This window comes from Rhizobium lentis, assembly GCF_014200175.1.
In the GTDB taxonomy this organism is placed as follows: Bacteria; Pseudomonadota; Alphaproteobacteria; order Rhizobiales; family Rhizobiaceae; genus Rhizobium; species Rhizobium mulingense.
Genome location: NZ_JACHBD010000005.1, coordinates 121194 through 138078 on the forward strand (window position 1 = coordinate 121194; position 16885 = coordinate 138078).

Genomic DNA, 16885 nt, shown 5'->3' on the forward strand with positions numbered 1-16885 from the left:
CGTGGCTCATTTCGTCATCCTGGGTGCGGGCGAATGCGGTGCCCGCGCCGCTTTCGCCTTGCGGGAAAAGGGTTTTGACGGCGAAATAACGCTTGTCGGAGCCGAACCCCTCCACCCCTATGAGCGGCCGCCGCTTTCGAAGGCGGGTTCCGATGCGAGCGATCCGAAATTCATCGTTGCTGCGGAAAAATACGCCGAAAACCGCATCCGGCTCCTGACCGGTCTGGAAGCCACGGACTTCGATCCCGCCTCCAAGACCGTCACGTTTTCCAATGGCACTGCGCTTCGCTACGACAAGCTGCTGCTGGCGACGGGCGCAGCCGCACGATCGTTCCCCGGCGCCCCGCAGGGCAGTCCACATATCCGCGCGCTTCGGACCCATGACGATGCGGCGGCGCTGCGCGAGGCCATGAAAGCAGGACGGCATATCGCCATCATCGGCGGCGGCTTCATCGGCCTGGAGCTTGCGGCGACGGCGCGCCTCCTCGCCGCGAAGGTCACCGTCATCGAGGGGCTGGAACGGGTCCTGAAGCGCGGCGTGCCGGAGGAGATCGCTCATCTGCTCACCGAGCGCCACCACGCCGAAGGCGTCGATATTCGCTGCGGCGTCTCCATCGAAGCGCTGACGGCGGAAGGCGGGAAAGCCCGCATCCGATTGTCGAGCGGCGAGGTGATCGAAGCCGATCTTGCTCTCGTCGGCATCGGCGCGCGGCCGAATGTCGAGATCGCGCAAAGGGCGGGGCTGACGATCGAAAACGGCATTGCCGTCGACAGCTACCTCCGGACCTCGGCGCCTGACGTTTTTGCGGCCGGCGACTGCTGCTCCTTCCCGCTGCCGATCTATGGCGACCGGCGGGTGCGGCTCGAATCCTGGCGTAATGCCCAGGAGCAGGGCACATTGGCCGCGGCCAACATGCTCGGCCGCGACGAAGCCGTTTCATCGGTGCCGTGGTTCTGGTCGGATCAATACGACATGACGCTGCAGATTGCTGGCCTTGCCGAAGGGGCGGTCCTGCATCTGCGCCGCGACCTCGGGCCAGACGCCTTCATTCTCTTCCACCTCGGCGCCGATGGACGGTTGATCGCCGCCAGCGGCATCGGCCCGGGCAATGCGGTAGCGCGCGACATCAGGCTTGCGGAAATGCTGATCGCCGCACGCGCCCAGCCAGACCCGTCGGCGCTGACAGCCGCCGACGTCAAGCTGAAATCCCTTCTGGCCGCCTGAGCCGGTCCGACATTTTCAAAGGAATTGATGATGAAAAAACATAAGCGTGCAACCGTCGCCGATCTGCTTTCGGAAAAAGGCAAGCGTCAGCTGACCATGCTGCGAGTCACCTCGCTGGAAGAGGCGGAAGCCGCCGAAAAAGCGGGGATCGACATCGTTTCGGTGCCGCCATCGCTGCTCGGTCCGGTCTTTCGCGAGATCGCTCCCACGCCCTTTGCCATTCCGGGGCTCGAATATGGCGATCATGTTTCGGCCGAAGACTATCTGCGCGCCGCCTTTGCGGCGCTGAAGGCCGGCGGCGATGCCGTCTATTGCGCCGCCAGCCTGCAGATCGTCCGGCGCCTGCGCGATGAGGGCATTCCCGTTTGCGGCCATCTCGGCCTGATCCCGTCGAAGGCGACCTGGACCGGCGGCTTCCGCGCCGTCGGCAAGACGGCGGCAAGCGCGGCCGAAATCTGGCGGCAAACCAAGGCGCTTGAAGAGGCCGGCGCCTTCGCCGCCGAAATCGAAGTCGTGCCGGGAGACGTCGCTGCCGCCATCAGCAGCAATACCTCGATGCTGATGATCTCGATGGGGGCGGGCAGTGGCTGCGACGCCCAATATCTCTTCGCTGACGACGTGCTTGGCGCCAATCGCGACCACTATCCGCGCCATGCCAAGGTCTACCGCAACTTCGCCGCCGAACATGACCGGCTGCAGCGCGAACGCATCGCCGCCTTCACCGAATTCGCCGATGACGTCAGGTCCGGAGCCTATCCGGAGAAGCGCCATCTCGTCGGTATTGATGAAAGCGAATTAAAGGCTTTCCTGGATCGGCTGGCTGTCGAGACGGGGGAATAGCTGAGGCCGATGGCGGCTATTCTTTGCCTTCGCTTACGCGCATTCGCAGGAGCGCCCGCGACGAACGCCTTGAGCGCACGCAAAAGGCATCTTCACGGGAGACCAGAGAGATGTGGAAGGCCCGCGAAGTAGCTTCCTCTCCATTGGCTTCCGTCCCCGCCTGTGTCAGGAATGCCCATTCGGAACGGAGTATTCGATCCCCTGTGACGATCGGCTTTGCGCATGCGGAATTGATTGCGGTGCTCGTCGCGGTGACGGGGGATGAGCCGCGTGTGATGACGATCCGTTCCGGCAATGCGCTGCCGTCCGGCCCCTTCGAAATGGGCCATCGCACCCTGCAATCGGGCTTGCGCGAATGGGTCCAGGAGCAGACGGAACACCCGGTCGGCTATCTCGAGCAGCTCTATACCTTCGCCGACCGCGACCGGAACAACGATATTCCCGGCGGCCGGACGATCTCGATCAGCTATCTCGGCCTCGTCAACGAGCAGGCAGGCGCCGGCCGGCCGGGCTGGCACGGCTGGTACGACTATTTCCCATGGGAAGACCATCGCCACGGCCGGCCGGCTGTGCTCGACGAGATCGTAGCGCGCCTCAGGGGCTGGGCGGATGCCGATCCGGCCCGGCGTGATCACCGCCGTCGCCGCGCCGATTTCACCTTCGGCCTCGATGGCGGCGGCTGGAACGAGGATCTGGCGCTGCAACGCTACGAACTGCTCTATGAAGCCGGGCTCGTGGCCGAAGCCGGATGTGCTGGTGAAGCCAATCTCGGCCGGGCGATGTTTGCCGATCACCGCCGCATTCTCGCGACCGGGATCGCCAGGCTGCGCGCCAAGATCAAATACCGCCCCGTGGTCTTCGAGCTGATGCCGGAGAGTTTCACGCTCCTGCGGCTGCAGCGCACCATCGAGGCACTCGCCGGGCTGACGTTGCACAAGCAGAATTTTCGCCGCCTGATTGAACAGCAGGAGCTGGTCGAGGAGACCGGCGGCACGGAGAGCGAAACCGGCGGCCGCCCGGCCAAGCTTTTCCGCTTCCGCCACACCGTGCTCGAGGAACGGGCGCTCGCCGGAACGAAATTACCGCTCTCCCGCAATTGACATATGCTCAGAACGAGAATATCTCTTTGCCCAAGATATGCTCAAATAGAGCATAATTAGGAGCCGGCCATGAATCACCCTGTTTCCGCATTCTCACTCTATGAGCGCGTCAGCCGCGTCATTCCCAAAGCCGAATGGATGATGTTCGAAAATGACGTCGACGCCATTCTGGAACTCAAGCGTCGCCGCAACGCCGTCATCCTCGCGCATAATTACCAGACGCCGGAGATCTTTCACGGCGTGGCCGATATCGTCGGCGACAGCCTGGCGCTCGCCCGCAAGGCGATCGAGGTCGATGCCGACGTGATCGTGCTCGCCGGCGTGCACTTCATGGCCGAGACCGCCAAACTGTTGAACCCTGAGAAAACCGTGCTGATTCCGGATCTCGGCGCCGGCTGCTCGCTGGCGGATTCGATCACACCGGAGGATATCGCGCTGTTGCGCCAGGCCCATCCCGGCGTGCCCGTCGTCACCTATGTCAACACTTCGGCCGCGGTGAAGGCCGCTTCCGATATCTGCTGCACCTCGGGCAATGCCAAACAGGTGGTGGAATCACTCGGCGTGCCGAAGGTGCTGATGATCCCGGACGAATATCTGGCGCGCAATGTCGCCCGCGAGACCGCTGTCGAGATCATCGCCTGGCACGGCCATTGCGAGGTGCATGAACTTTTCACCGCCGACGATGTGAGGCAGCTGCGCGAAAACCATCCCGGCGTGACAGTGCTCGCCCATCCGGAATGCCCGCCCGACGTCGTGGCCGAGGCCGATTTCGCCGGCTCCACGGCCGTGATGTCCGATTATGTCGGCAGGCAGAAGCCGGCGCGCGTGGTGCTGCTGACAGAATGCTCGATGAGCGACAACGTCGCCGTGCACCATCCGGACGTCGAGTTCATTCGTCCCTGCAATCTCTGCCCGCATATGAAGCGGATCACGCTCGCCAATATCCGCGCGGCGCTTGAGGAAAACCGCCATGAAGTGACGGTCGATCCGGCAATCGCGGCAGCGGCGCGGCGCGCCGTCGAAAGGATGCTGGCGATATGAGCGAACGTCTCGATCATCTTGCCGGGCGCACCGTCATCGTCGGCAGCGGCCTGGCTGGGCTGATGACCGCACTGACGTTGGCGCCGGAACCCTCCGTCATCGTTACGCGCGCTGCCCTCGGCACACAGACCTCGAGCGCCTGGGCGCAAGGCGGCATCGCCGCCGCCATCGGCGCCGACGACAGCGCGGCGCTGCACCTGGCCGATACGCTTGCGGCCGGCGACGGGCTCTGCGATCGGCCCGTCGCGGCCGGCATCATTGCCGGGGCGCCGTCGGCAATTGCAGCGCTGGAACAGGCCGGCGTGCGCTTCGACCGCAATGCGGCGGGAGAGTTCTCGCTCGGACTGGAGGCGGCCCATAAACGCCGCCGCATCGTCCATGCCGAAGGCGACGGATCGGGTGCGGCAATCATCGCCGCCCTGGTGCGGGCCGTGGCGCAGACGCCCACCATATCCGTGCTCGAAGGCTTCGAAGCGCGGCGGATTCTGATGGACGGCGACGAGGTCGCCGGCCTGCTCTGCGCAACCGAGGGTGGAGCCGCCATCCTGCCGACCGGAAAGGTGGTCCTCGCCACCGGCGGCATCGGCGGTCTTTATGATGCGACCACCAATCCGCTCGGCAATTTCGGCCAGGGGATCGCGCTCGCGGCACGGGCAGGTGCCGATCTCGCCGACATGGAATTCGTCCAGTTCCATCCGACGGCACTCGATTCACGCCGCAGGCCCTTAGCGCTGGTCAGCGAGGCGGTGCGCGGCGAGGGGGCCCTCCTCGTCAACGAACGCGGCGAACGGTTCATGGCCCGCATCCCCGGCGCCGAGCTTGCGCCGCGCGATGTGGTGGCGCGCGCCATTAGCGCCGAGATCGCCCGCGGCGGCAGGGTCTTCCTCGACGCTCGCGACGCGCTCGGCAGCCGGTTTGCCGCACGATTCCCTGTTATCGCAGCCCTTTGCGGCGAAGCCGGAATCGACCCGGCGAAAGACCTCATTCCGGTGCGCCCGGCCGTTCACTACCACATGGGCGGGGTCGCGACCGATGCCAACGGCCGCAGCTCGGTTCCCGGCCTCTGGGTTGCCGGGGAAGTAGCCTCGACCGGCCTGCACGGCGCAAATCGACTGGCCAGCAATTCACTGCTGGAAGCGGCGGTGATGGGCATGCGGGCGGCGCGCGACATAGCGGGCATGGCGGCACGCACCGGCAGTCCTTTCCAATCCGAAAGGCTGCCGGTTTCGCCCGACGCATCGCTTGTCCGGCCGATCGTCTCGCGCCATCTCGGCGTGCTGCGCAATCGGGATGCCGTGCAGGACGCGACCGCCGCTCTGCTGCCGCTTGCCGAAAGTGACGGCCCTGCCGCCGATCCGGCCATCGTTGCGCTGTTGATCGCCGTCTTCGCCGGCCTGCGGATGGAATCGCGCGGCGCCCATGCCCGTACCGATTTTCCGCTGAAGCTCGCCGATGCGCAGCGTCGCCGGATGCGCCTTTCCCAGGCGTTGGAGATCGCCCGCGCAACACCGCCCTATGCCCTTGCCAGGAGTGCCTGAGATGAGCCTCGTTCCCCTTCCTCGCCTGATCGTCGAGCCGCTGGTGCGGGCGGCCTTGCTCGAAGATCTCGGCCTCGCCGGCGACATCACTTCGGCATCTGTCATCCCCAAGGATCACCGCTCGACAGTGGTGATGGCCGCCCGTCAGCCGGGCGTGATCGCCGGTCTCGACGCGGCCGAACTCGCTTTCACGCTTGTCGATCCCGAGATCGTCCTGCGACGCCATGTCGAGGATGGCGACGCGGTCAAACCAGGCGACGTAATCGCCACCATAGAAGGTTCGTCGCGCGGCCTGCTCACCGCCGAGCGAACAGCGCTGAATTTCCTCGGCCATCTCTCCGGCATCGCCACCGTGACGGCCGAGATTGCCGCCGCCATCAGCGGCAGCAAAGCTTCTGTTGCCTGCACGCGCAAGACGACGCCGGGGCTGAGGGCGCTGGAGAAATATGCGGTGCGGGCCGGCGGCGGCATGAACCACCGTTTCGCCCTTTATGACGCGGTGCTGATCAAGGACAATCACGTGGCGATCGCCGGCGGCGTTGCCGAGGCGATCCGCCGGGCCCGGGCCGGCGTCGGCCATCTCGTGAAGGTCGAGGTCGAAGTGGACAGGCTCGATCAGCTGCATGAAGCGATGGAAACAGGCGTCGATGCCGTCCTGCTCGACAATATGACGCCGGATCAGCTGCGCGAGGCCGTCGCCATCGTCGCCGGTCGGGCGATCACCGAGGCATCCGGCCGGGTGACGCCGGCAACAGCCCCCGCAATCGCAGCCTCCGGTGTCGACCTTATTTCCGTCGGCTGGCTGACGCACAGTGCGCCGGTGCTGGATATCGGGCTCGATTTCATCGAGGCGGCTGCGACGGAAACAAGCCCGAAACGGGTTGCGCAGATGCTGTGAGATCCTCAACTCTGCCTGCTGAAATTGCCGGCCATCGAGCCTCGCCCGGCTGAAACAATGGAAGGCAACTCGTATCGCCTGGAAAGTGTTAGCAAGCATTTCCTGTCGGCGAACGGGAAAAAATGCAAATATTCGACGAAAAATCCGCTTTTCGATAGCAAAGCCGCTATGCGCGGACCGCATATAGCTCTAACATCGTATAGCTCTAACATACGGTTGACCGGCGGGTGCGCATGCGCGCCTGGCTTTCAGGGGTGAGAAGCGGGATGCAACGGACATCCGGACAGATGTCGACGAACAGGCTTTGCCTGCTCGGGAGGCCGCGACTGCTGGCAGCGGGGAGGGAACTCCCCTTGCCGGAGAAGTCTTATTTTCTCCTCGCCATGCTCGCCGCCGAAGCCGATCTCGAGCTCGACCGCGAAACCGTCAGACGCCAGCTCTGGCAATCGGAATTGCCGGAAAAGCGCGCAGGCAGCCTGCGCCAACTCCTGGCGCGCATCGAGCAGAGCATTCCCGCCGGCCTTCCGCCGCTACTGGCGACAACCCGAACCCATATCGGGCTTGCCGATGGCTGGGAAGTCGACGTTCATTTGCTGAAGCAGAAAGGGCCGCTCGCCGCTGAAGACGGCGACATCCTGAATGGCGAACTGCTCGAAGGCGCCAAATCGCCGACGCAGGGGGCCGAGGACTGGCTGACCTTCGAACGCCAGCGTATTGACGAATTGCGCGCCGCCCATCTCACCCGGCTGGTCGAAGCTGGCGAAGACAGATCGGAGGAAGAGCAGGTCGCCTTTGCCCGGCGGCTGCTGGAACTCGACCCCGCCAGCGAGACGGCCTATCGCGCCCTGATGCGCCTCTATGTCAGGATGAACGATCCGGCCGCGGCCCGTCAGGCCTATCTGAAGTGCAAGAGCCAGCTGAAGGACGACTTCGATACCGAGCCGGAGGAAAGCACCAGCGCGCTTGCACGCGAACTCGGCCTGGTCCCGGCAGCACAGGCCGCGGGCGAGCGCCCGTCTTCCGCGCTCGGCGGCTTCGCCGACCCGCTCGGCCAGCCGCGGATCATCATCCTGCCGCCTGAAAGTATTTTTACCGATCCGCTGATGGAGCGCGTCGGCCGGGCCCTTCTCGAAGACGTCACCATCGGCCTCAGCCAGCAGCGCGGCTTCAAGGTGATCGCAGCCCATACGAGCCTCGAGATCCTCAGCCGCTCGGTCGATCCGGCGCGCGCCGTCCCCGGCCCCCTCGACCTCAGCTTCGACTATGCGGTCTACGTCACCATCCAGGGCCGCGACGAGGATGTTTATGCGACCTGCCGGCTGACGCGAACGACGACGTCGGAGGTGATCTGGGCGCTGGAACTGCCGCTGGTCATGCAGAAGATCAGCGAATCCTTCGCGCATCTGACACGGCGGATTGTTTCATCGCTCGCCGACACGATCGAGCGCCACGAACTGGTGATGCCGATCGGCGATGCGCCGCCATCCGCCTACCGTCTCTATCTGGAAGGCAAGCGGCTGATCGCCCAGACCGACCTGCAGCATCTGCGTCAGGCGCGCAAATGGTTCAAATCATCGCTCAATCGCTACGAGAATTTCTCGGCCGCTCATGCCGGCGTGTCGCGCGCGCTCGGCATGGAATGGCTGATCCGCGGCATGCAGGACACTGACCTGCTCGACGAGGCGAATGGGGCCGCGCGGCTCGCCCAGCAATCCGACCCGAACAGCGGCCGGGCCTACCGCGAACTCGGCTTCGTGGCGCTGTACCGCCGCCGTTTCGACGAAAGCCTGGAATATTTCCAGCAGGCTCAGGATCTCAACCCCAACGATGCCGACATCCTCGCGGATTATGCCGATGCCCTTTCCCATGACGGCGATTTCGATCGCTCACTGGAGCTCAGCCGCGCCGCATTCAGGCTCAACCCGCTGCCGCCGGACTACTATTACTGGAACCTCGGCGGCATCCACTTCATGCGCGAAGAATACGAAAAGGCAATCAAAGCGCTGGAGCCGGTAAAGGCCAAACAGGCGACCGCTCGCCTGCTCGCCGCCTCCCATGCCATGGCAGGCGATAGGGGTAAGGCGGGAAACTACGCACGCGTGGTGCTGGAAAACTTCCCCGATTTCCGCAGCGAAGATATTCGTCATTTCGTCCCCGATCGCGATCCCGCCTTTACGGAACCGTTGATAAAAGGCCTACAATTAGCCGGTCTTCCTTAATTGCACGGCCTTTTAACGAAGCCTGTAACGCTTAAATGACGCGGACAATGTTTCTCTCCGATGGTTAACGGCAGCAACGCGCTGTCCAGCCAATAGGAGATGAACATGCAGACGAACGCTGAAACCAACGCAGGTCAGACACAGTCCCTGCGCTTTTCCACAGCCGCCAAAGCAGCCCTGAAGCAGGACCAGCTGAATGTTTCCGCCAACGCGCTTGAGAGTCTGACGCATGCGCTGAGGTTCCGATAGGAACAAGATCGGTATGTCCGCCTTCGCCGACCTTGAAACGCTAGCCGGTGACCTCGAACGATCATCGGCCGGCATCAGCGACTATCATGACCGAGCGGTCACGCCCGCGCAGACATTGGCCGCCATCAGGCCGCATCTGCGCGAATTCGGCATCACTCGCGTCGGCCTGTTGACCGCCCTCGATGTGCTGAACATCCCCGTCGCCTTCGCGACGAGACCGAACAGCCATACGCTTTCGGTCTTCCAGGGCAAAGGTATCGACAATGATGCCGCTATGGCATCAGCCGCCATGGAGGCGATCGAGACTCGGATCGCGGAAATTGCGCCAGCCGACCTGACACAGGCGACCGTCGAGAGCATGCGGGCGGAAGGCGCCGCCATGATCGATCTCGACAATGTTGCGCGTTGCGCGCCCGATGACATCGGCGGCGGCCCTATCCCCTGGTGCTCGGGCCTCGACATCCTCTCCGGCAGCAGCGTCGTCGTCCCCTGGTGGCTCGTCGGCCTCGACCATCGCGGCGAGCGGCCGTCGGGCTTCGAGCAGTCGAGCGACGGGCTCGCCTCGGGCAACACGCCGTCCGAAGCGGTCCTGCATGGGCTTTGCGAGCTGGTGGAACGCGACGCCTGGGCCCTGACCCAGCTGAAATCGCCGCAGCGCCTCAAGGAGAGCCGCATCGATCCCGCCTCCTTCGGCGATGCGGTTATCGATGTCATGACCGACCGGATTTCGCGCGCCGGCATGCGTCTGCTGCTGCTCGACATGACCACGGATATCGGTATCCCGGCCTTTTTAGCCGTCATCATGCCGGGCAATCTGTCCGACCGCGTCGATGCGCGCTGGGCCCATGTCTGCGGCGGCTGCGGCTGCCACCCCGACCCAGTGCGTGCCGCGCTGCGTGCCATCACCGAGGCGGCGCAGAGCCGGCTGACGGCGATCGCCGGCAGCCGCGACGATTTCTCGCCGCGCATCTATCAGCGGCTCGACAAGAGTGCGGCGATGCAGCAGGTGGTCGAACTCTGGGAGGGCGATAGCCGAATGCGCTCCTTCCAGCCCCGCCATCGCCGTCCCGCAACCATCCAGGAGACCATCGGCCATATTGCCGACCGGCTGACGGCAACCGGCATCGAGCAGATCGTCGTCGTGCCGTTTCCGCATTATCAGGCTCTGCCGGTCTCCGTTGTCAGGGTAATCGTGCCGGGCCTGGAGGTCGATATTTCAGGTCAGTACATCCAACTCGGCCTGCGCGCCGTCAACACCATGAGGGGAGCCCAATCATGAAGGTTCTGTTCGTCGGTCCGAGCCTTGGTGGCGGTCTTGCCGCAGCAAGAAACATGTCTCCCTGCATCGATTTCCGGCCTCCTGCCGTCTGCGGCGACATTCTCAAAGCGGTGGAGGATGGGGCCACCGCGATCGGCCTTGTCGACGGCTATTTCGGCGATCTGCCGTCGGTCTGGCACAAGGAGATTCTCTACGCGCTCGAACAGGATGTCGCCGTTGCCGGCGGCGCCAGCATGGGCGCATTGCGGGCCGCCGAATGCGCTCCTTTCGGCATGGTCGGGCTCGGCTCGATCTTCGAAGATTACCTGTCCGGGCGGCTGCTTGACGATGAGGCCGTAGCGCTGGTGCATGCGCCGCAGGCGCTCGGCTGGCTGCCGCTTTCGGTGCCTTGGGTCGATTTCGAACCGACGATCAACGCGCTTCATGTCGGCGGAGAGATTTCGTCGGGCGAGCGCAAGAAACTGCTGCTCTCCGGCCGCTTCCTGCATTTCTCCGAGCGCACCTATGCGAGGGTGGTGGACGAATGCCATTTCCGCAAGCCGCGCCGCGACCATCTGCTCGCCGCCCTGCGCAAGAACCGGGTCGAACGCAAGCGGGACGACGCGCGGCTGGTGCTGGAATGGCTGCGCCGCGACGAATTCGTGCCCATCAACCGTGACTGGCACTTTGCCGCGACCTCCCACTGGGAGCTTTTGCACGCCGAAGTCACGCGCAATGTGACGCCTGTAACGCTTGTATAACGGTCATGGCGAAAAGATGCAGTGGTGATGGAATCTGAGGCCTCCACGGCCAAAGGGGCGGGACAATGTTTGAACAGCATAACGAAGGTACAGGCAGTGAATACGCAAGGATCTTCCGGCTGCTGTCGGCGGCCAAGGAGGAGGCTGAAAAGCTTCAGCTGCGTAATCTGATGCACCTGACGAACATGGCGCTGCTGCAGGTCGTCATCGATTGGGACGGCATAGATCCGGACAGGGAGCTAGACGTCAACCTCGAGAAACTGCTCGGCAGCAAGGCCAAGATCGCAATGAAGGACGCCAGCGAGAATCTGATCCTGATCGATCGCCATTGACCTTCATGCAGTCCGTTCGGAACGCGTGAAGGAGATCCGGCCTATTCGGCCGCTTCACCGTCCATCTGTTCGGTGTGGGCGATTGCCTGGACGAGCTTCAGGATCTTCTTGCGAAGCGCTTCGTTCTTGATCGAGAAGAACGCGGCGTTGAGAAGGACGCCCTCGCGCGAAATAACGAATTCCTCGCTGGGAGCGGGGTTGTCGTTGGCCGTATCAGGAGTGGACAGGTCGTCGAAGAACGTCCTGACGTCGACCTTCAGCGCGCCGGCGATTTCGACCAGCATGCTGGCGGAAACGCGGTTGGAGCCTTTTTCGTATTTTTGGATTTGCTGGAATGTCACGCCGACGCGATCGCCCAATTCCGTCTGCGAAACTTTCCGCAGCAGACGCTGTATGCGGATGGTCTTCCCGACATGAACATCCACTGCATGCGGTTCTTCTTTCATTCTGTTTTCCCTCCTGAGGACACGGAGATGAGGTTATTCGCCATATCCGTGTCTGACAACTTTTACCTGAGTTACATAAAGCTAGCAATTGCTCCGCTGTAAGTCGTCCCAAACCGAAACATTACCACGCTTCATATTAGCAGGAGCAAAAAGCATGCCAAAGTAGTACTTTTGGACGACACGTCACCTGATTTTGGGACGTGGCGTCGCTACGGGAGAGAGGGCAGCCTACCCTTAATGCCAACCGCCGGGATGATCCGGGATTACCACGCCCCGCGCCTGAGAAGCTGCGCAAAAGAGGCTGCAATATTTTGAATTAATTATCGTTAAATCGATTGCGATTTGGCAGTTATGCCGTCGCAAGCGCAAAGTTTCGGTCGAGCTGTGCCCTTGTCGTCGGAGCGGATATCTGATCCGTGTCGTAGCGGCTTCCAAGGGTCGGCAAGCGCCATGGGGTCCGGAGGAGCCGGATCCAGCGAGCTTGGCATGTTCCTCCAAATATTGTTCGTGCCCAGGTGGAGAAACGGTCATCCGCACGCGTGCCGGCTTTTGTTGGCGGCTGCTCGAACGCGCCGCCGAACTCGATCCAGCCTATGCCTTGGCGCATGGCAACGCCGCGATGTGCCATCATGGCCTGTTCTGCACGCCGGCTCGCTGGAAGCCAACCATGCCGCTTTGATAGACTATGCCCCCGCGGCCACCACGGGCAGGATAATGCCGCCCCCTTGATCCCGGCAGAAGCCGCGTCAGAGTGACCAGATCCGTTGGGCATTGGCGAAGAGCAGCTTCGAACGTTCCGCCTCGCTGCTGCCGGAGAGCGCGGCATGGGTCGCAGCGACCCAAGTGGAAAGGCCGCCACCGAGCGTGCAGACCGGCCAGTCGCTGCCCCAGACGACACGGTCCCAGCCGAAACTTGCGATGACATGTTCGATATAGGGCCGCAGCGTCTGCGCCGTCCACGTCTCGGCATCGGCATAGGCGACAACGCCCGAAACCTTGCAGATGACGTTCGGCCGCCGGGCGATCTCTGATATGCCGGCCTTCCACGGCTGGAAGGCGTCCGAGCGGATATCGGGCACGCCGCAATGGTCGAGCACGAACTGCACATCCGGCGCAAGGTCGACGAGGGCGGCGACGCGTCCTGCCTGATGCGGCAATGTGCAGAGGTCGAAGGTCAGGCCGCTGCCGCCAACGCGCCTGATGTTTTCGCGAAACAGCGTACCTTCCGAGACGTCGTCGGCCACGACATGCAGCACGCGACGAAATCCTTTGACGAAGGGATCGGCCTTCTGCCGCTCGAGATAAGCGGCAAAGCCCTGATCTTCCGGCCGGCAGGAGACGATGGCGCCGGCAATCAGGCTGCCGGGCTTTTGGGCGATAGCTGCGATGTGGTCGGTCTCGGCCTGCATGGCGGCCGGATCGACATCGACTTCCATATGCAGCGCCGTGGTGATGCCGCAGCGGCGCGCTTCGGCTGCATAGGTCTCGTAGAGAAAATCCTGGTCGAGCGCCGGCACGCCGGAGAGCCAGGGATAAGGCAGCGCCGACCGATCGATAACATGCAGATGGGTGTCGATGAACACGGGTTCCTCCAAGGCTGGCTTGCGGCAAGCTATCCCTGGTGAATGGATTGTTCAAATAGAAATTCGACAGTTCAGGCCGGGATGCTGACGTCGGCGCCGGCAAGCTGTGAGAGCTCGGCGGCGGTCTTCTGCAGCAGCATGATCGTCTGAGTGATGTCGGGCGCCGACGGCGCATTGACGAGCGCGATGAATGGACAGGTGAGGGCAGCAATGCAGCGCCGATCGGGCCCGAGCACCGGCGCCGACAGATTGTAGACGCCCGAGGTCTGTGCGCTCGCCATCATCTCATAGCCGCGCTCGCGGATCTGATCGAGGCGATCATAGAACTCGGCGCCGAGTTCGATATCGGCGCGATTGCGCACATGTTCCGATATCATCATCTCCCGCTCCTCATCACTGCGGAAGGCAAGCAGCACATGCCCCGAACCGGTGTTGAAGAGACTGATATGGGCGCCGATGCGGATCGAGAATCCCCAATAATCCGGGGCCTCCTGCTGGGCGATGACAACGGCGGCGCCGCGATCGAAGACGGCCAGGTGATTGGCCTGACGCGCGCGCTGGGCGAGATCGCGCATCAGCGGCGTGGCGTAGGAGGCGAGCCGGCGCACCGGCGCATGCAGTTGGGCAAGTCCGAAGAGCTTCAGCGTCAGCGAATAACGATCGCCGTCCAGCCGCGTGACGTAGCCGCGACGGACCAGCCGGTCGAGCATGCGATAGAATTCGTTGGGGCTACGGTCGAGCCGCTTGGCGATTTCCGCCTGGGTGAGGCCGCTGTCGACGCCGGCAAGCAGTTCCAGGATGTCGAGGCCCTTGTCGAGGGCAGGAGCGCGGTAGCGGTCTGACTCGTCGGGCTCCATTTCATCCTCCTGTGAATATATTTCTGCATATACGCAGAACCGCAGCCGGAAAAGCAAAACTTCGCGCTTGACCCTTGGCCAATCGTCTGTTTGTCTATAAACAGACAAATCATTGTTGAAGACAGCGGATCGGCGGGAACGACAGGGAAGCCGGCATCGTGCTTTGCCGCAGGCGGGCCGCAATCCGCAAGGAAGGAAAATGGCAGGCACTGATAGACAAGCTATTCCATCTCAGCCCGGCCTTCGCCAAGATATGACCGTACGCACCGCCCGCGCAGACAATTCCAGAAAAGGCCCGTGACATGACAAACAGACTTTCCGGCAAGACCGTTCTCATCACCGCCGCCGGCCAGGGCATTGGCCGGGCGACGGCGGCAGCCTTTGCCGCGATCGGCGCCAAGGTCCACGCCACCGACATCAACACCGAGGCGCTGGCGACGCTGGCTGCGGAAACCGGCGTTTCGACCCACAAGCTGAACGTGCTCGAGGAGGATGCGGTCAAGGCCCTCGTCGCCGAGATCGGCGCGGTCGACGTGCTGTTCAACTGCGCCGGCTTCGTCCATGCGGGCTCGATCCTGGAGATGAAGGATTCCGATTTCGAATTTGCCCTCGATCTCAACGTCAAGGCGATGATCCGCACCATCCGGGCCGTGCTGCCCGGCATGCTGGAGCGCAAGGACGGGGCGATCATCAACATGGCCTCGGTGGCTTCTAGCATCAAGGGCGTGCCGAACCGCTTCGCCTATGGCGTCACCAAGGCCGCCGTCATAGGCCTGACCAAATCCGTCGCCGCCGATTATGTCGCCAAAGGCATCCGCTGCAACGCCATCTGCCCCGGCACGGTGGAAAGCCCATCGCTGCAGGACCGCATGCGTGCCGGCGGCGACTACGATGCGGCCCGCGCCGCCTTCATTGCCCGCCAGCCGATGGGCAGGCTCGGTTCGCCGGAGGAGATCGCAGATCTCGCCGTCTATCTCGCCGGCGCTACCTATACTTCGGGGCAGGCGATCGCCATCGACGGCGGCTGGACGATCTGACCCGGCGCATGTCGCGCAAAACTGTGCAGCGGTTTTCGATGACGGCATGGATAAAACAAAGACCTAAAGCGCGAGGAGCGAATCGGAAAGATCGCAACGCGCTTCAGCCGATGAGGAGCCGGCAGGCTGCCGGCCGATCCGGCTATCGTATTTGGGAGGAACAACATGAGCCGCATCACCGACCTTCGCGTCTTCGATCTCCGCTTTCCTACTTCGCAAAGCCTCGACGGATCCGACGCGATGAACCCCGATCCGGACTATTCGGCCGCCTATGTCATTCTCGACACGGATGCGCCTGATCTTGCCGGCCACGGCTTGACCTTCACCATCGGCCGCGGCAACGATATTTGCTGCATGGCGATCGAAGCGATGCGCCACCTCGTCGTCGGCGTCGATCTCGACGAGGTGCTCGCCCATCCCGGCAAATTCTGGCGGCATCTGACCAGCGACAGCCAGCTGCGCTGGATTGGCCCGGAAAAGGGCGCCATTCACCTGGCGACCGGCGCGGTCGTCAACGCCGTCTGGGATCTGCTCGCCAAGCAGGCCAAAAAACCCGTCTGGCGGCTCGTCGCCGAAATGTCGCCGGAAGAAATCGCCGATATCGTCGATTACCGTTACCTCACCGACGTCCTGACGCGCGATGAAGCGATCGCTATTCTGAAGAAGGCAGAAACCGGCAAGGCGGAACGTATCGCCACTCTCGAAAAGGAGGGTTACGCCTGCTATACGACCTCGGCCGGCTGGCTCGGTTATGAGGACGAGAAACTGCGCCGCCTCTGCCGGGAGGCGATCGACGCCGGCTTTAACCATATCAAGATGAAGGTCGGCCGCGATCTGGAAGACGATATCCGCCGTCTGAGGATCGCCCGCGAAGTGATCGGTCCCGATCGTTACCTGATGATCGACGCCAACCAGGTCTGGGATGTCGGCCAGGCGATCGACTGGGTCAAGGCGCTTGCTTTCGCCAAGCCCTTCTTCATCGAGGAACCCACAAGCCCCGACGATGTCGCCGGCCACCGCAAGATCCGCCAGGCAATCAGCCCGGTGAAGGTCGCAACCGGCGAGATGTGCCAGAATCGCATCATGTTCAAGCAATTTATCGCCGAAGGCGCGATCGATATCGTCCAGATCGATTCCTGCCGCATGGGCGGGCTGAACGAGGTTCTCTCCGTCCTGCTGATCGCCGCCAAGTTCGGCCTTCCGGTCTGGCCGCATGCCGGCGGCGTCGGCCTCTGCGAATATGTGCAGCATCTGTCGATGATCGACTATGTTGCGGTATCAGGCACCAAGGAAGGCCGCGTCATCGAATATGTCGATCACCTGCACGAACATTTCCTCGACCCCTGCCGGATCGAGGACGCCGCCTATATGCCGCCGACCCTGCCGGGCTTTTCCATCGAAATGAAACCAGCTTCGATCAGCAGCTATATGTTTCAAGGCTGAGGAACCCGCGCCGGCGGCGCGCTCGTCCGCGCCAGACTGCGACATACACCCGGCCTAG

16 protein-coding genes and 1 pseudogene are annotated in these 16885 nt (G+C 63.1%); 13 read left to right on the forward strand and 4 right to left on the reverse strand.

All coding sequences use genetic code 11. The features are described 5' to 3' along the window. Position 1: 1 nt before the first annotated feature. The 11 genes from GGI60_RS13615 (at position 2) to GGI60_RS13665 (ending at position 11461) form a co-directional block, all read left to right on the forward strand. Entirely contained in the window at positions 2-1225 is a 1224-nt protein-coding gene (locus GGI60_RS13615; RefSeq protein WP_183916532.1) for an FAD-dependent oxidoreductase, read from the forward strand. Positions 1226-1252: 27 nt separating this feature from the next. Then, on the forward strand, positions 1253-2065 hold the full coding sequence (locus tag GGI60_RS13620) for a 3-methyl-2-oxobutanoate hydroxymethyltransferase (protein ID WP_183916534.1): 813 nt from the start codon (positions 1253-1255) through the stop codon (positions 2063-2065). 203 nt (positions 2066-2268) lie between these two features. Further along, positions 2269-3165: an NUDIX hydrolase gene (locus tag GGI60_RS13625; RefSeq protein ID WP_183916536.1), complete on the forward strand. Its 897-nt coding sequence runs from the start codon at positions 2269-2271 to the stop codon at positions 3163-3165. Between the two features lie 69 nt (positions 3166-3234). Next, the gene (gene nadA, locus GGI60_RS13630) at positions 3235-4206 is read left to right on the forward strand and encodes a quinolinate synthase NadA (RefSeq protein WP_183916538.1); all 972 of its coding nucleotides are present in this window, start codon (positions 3235-3237) and stop codon (positions 4204-4206) included. After that, positions 4203-5744, forward strand: coding sequence for an L-aspartate oxidase (locus GGI60_RS13635; protein WP_183916540.1), 1542 nt, complete (start codon positions 4203-4205; stop codon positions 5742-5744). Before nadA ends, GGI60_RS13635 begins: the two co-directional genes overlap by 4 nt. Further along, a complete protein-coding gene (gene nadC, locus GGI60_RS13640; protein WP_183916542.1) occupies positions 5722-6642 on the forward strand; it encodes a carboxylating nicotinate-nucleotide diphosphorylase in 921 nt (306 codons plus the stop codon). The genes GGI60_RS13635 and nadC overlap by 23 nt, the downstream gene beginning before the upstream one ends. A 266-nt stretch (positions 6643-6908) precedes the next feature. Then, positions 6909-8861, forward strand: a complete 1953-nt coding sequence (locus GGI60_RS13645; RefSeq protein WP_183934462.1) for a BTAD domain-containing putative transcriptional regulator — start codon at positions 6909-6911, stop codon at positions 8859-8861. 105 nt (positions 8862-8966) lie between these two features. Further along, positions 8967-9110, forward strand: a complete 144-nt coding sequence (locus GGI60_RS13650; RefSeq protein ID WP_183916547.1) for a hypothetical protein — start codon at positions 8967-8969, stop codon at positions 9108-9110. Positions 9111-9123: 13 nt separating this feature from the next. Next, positions 9124-10389 carry a YcaO-like family protein gene (locus tag GGI60_RS13655; protein ID WP_183916549.1) on the forward strand — a complete coding sequence of 422 codons (1266 nt, stop codon included), beginning with the start codon at positions 9124-9126 and terminating at the stop codon, positions 10387-10389. Beyond that, complete coding sequence (locus GGI60_RS13660; protein WP_183916551.1) at positions 10386-11129, forward strand: TfuA-like protein; 744 nt, start codon at positions 10386-10388, stop codon at positions 11127-11129. Before GGI60_RS13655 ends, GGI60_RS13660 begins: the two co-directional genes overlap by 4 nt. A gap of 65 nt (positions 11130-11194) precedes the next feature. Then, positions 11195-11461, forward strand: a complete 267-nt coding sequence (locus GGI60_RS13665) for a hypothetical protein (protein ID WP_004668299.1) — start codon at positions 11195-11197, stop codon at positions 11459-11461. 41 nt (positions 11462-11502) lie between these two features. Here GGI60_RS13665 and GGI60_RS13670 read toward each other — a convergent pair whose 3' ends face one another. From GGI60_RS13670 to GGI60_RS13680, 4 genes and pseudogenes are all read right to left on the reverse strand, one after another. Then, the gene (locus GGI60_RS13670; RefSeq protein ID WP_004668301.1) at positions 11503-11907 is read right to left on the reverse strand and encodes a helix-turn-helix domain-containing protein; all 405 of its coding nucleotides are present in this window, start codon (positions 11905-11907) and stop codon (positions 11503-11505) included. A gap of 349 nt (positions 11908-12256) precedes the next feature. Beyond that, positions 12257-12456 (reverse strand): annotated as a pseudogene (locus tag GGI60_RS32765) (hypothetical protein); the annotation flags it as partial. A gap of 197 nt (positions 12457-12653) precedes the next feature. Further along, positions 12654-13490 carry an amidohydrolase family protein gene (locus tag GGI60_RS13675; protein ID WP_183916553.1) on the reverse strand — a complete coding sequence of 279 codons (837 nt, stop codon included), beginning with the start codon at positions 13488-13490 and terminating at the stop codon, positions 12654-12656. A gap of 71 nt (positions 13491-13561) precedes the next feature. Next, positions 13562-14347 carry an IclR family transcriptional regulator gene (locus GGI60_RS13680; RefSeq protein ID WP_183916555.1) on the reverse strand — a complete coding sequence of 262 codons (786 nt, stop codon included), beginning with the start codon at positions 14345-14347 and terminating at the stop codon, positions 13562-13564. Between the two features lie 302 nt (positions 14348-14649). Between GGI60_RS13680 and GGI60_RS13685 the strand changes: the two genes are divergently transcribed. Both GGI60_RS13685 and GGI60_RS13690 read left to right on the forward strand, forming a co-directional pair. Then, positions 14650-15384, forward strand: a complete 735-nt coding sequence (locus GGI60_RS13685) for an SDR family oxidoreductase (protein ID WP_183916557.1) — start codon at positions 14650-14652, stop codon at positions 15382-15384. A 165-nt stretch (positions 15385-15549) separates the two neighbouring features. After that, on the forward strand, positions 15550-16827 hold the full coding sequence (locus GGI60_RS13690) for an L-fuconate dehydratase (protein WP_183916559.1): 1278 nt from the start codon (positions 15550-15552) through the stop codon (positions 16825-16827). Positions 16828-16885 lie beyond the last annotated feature (58 nt).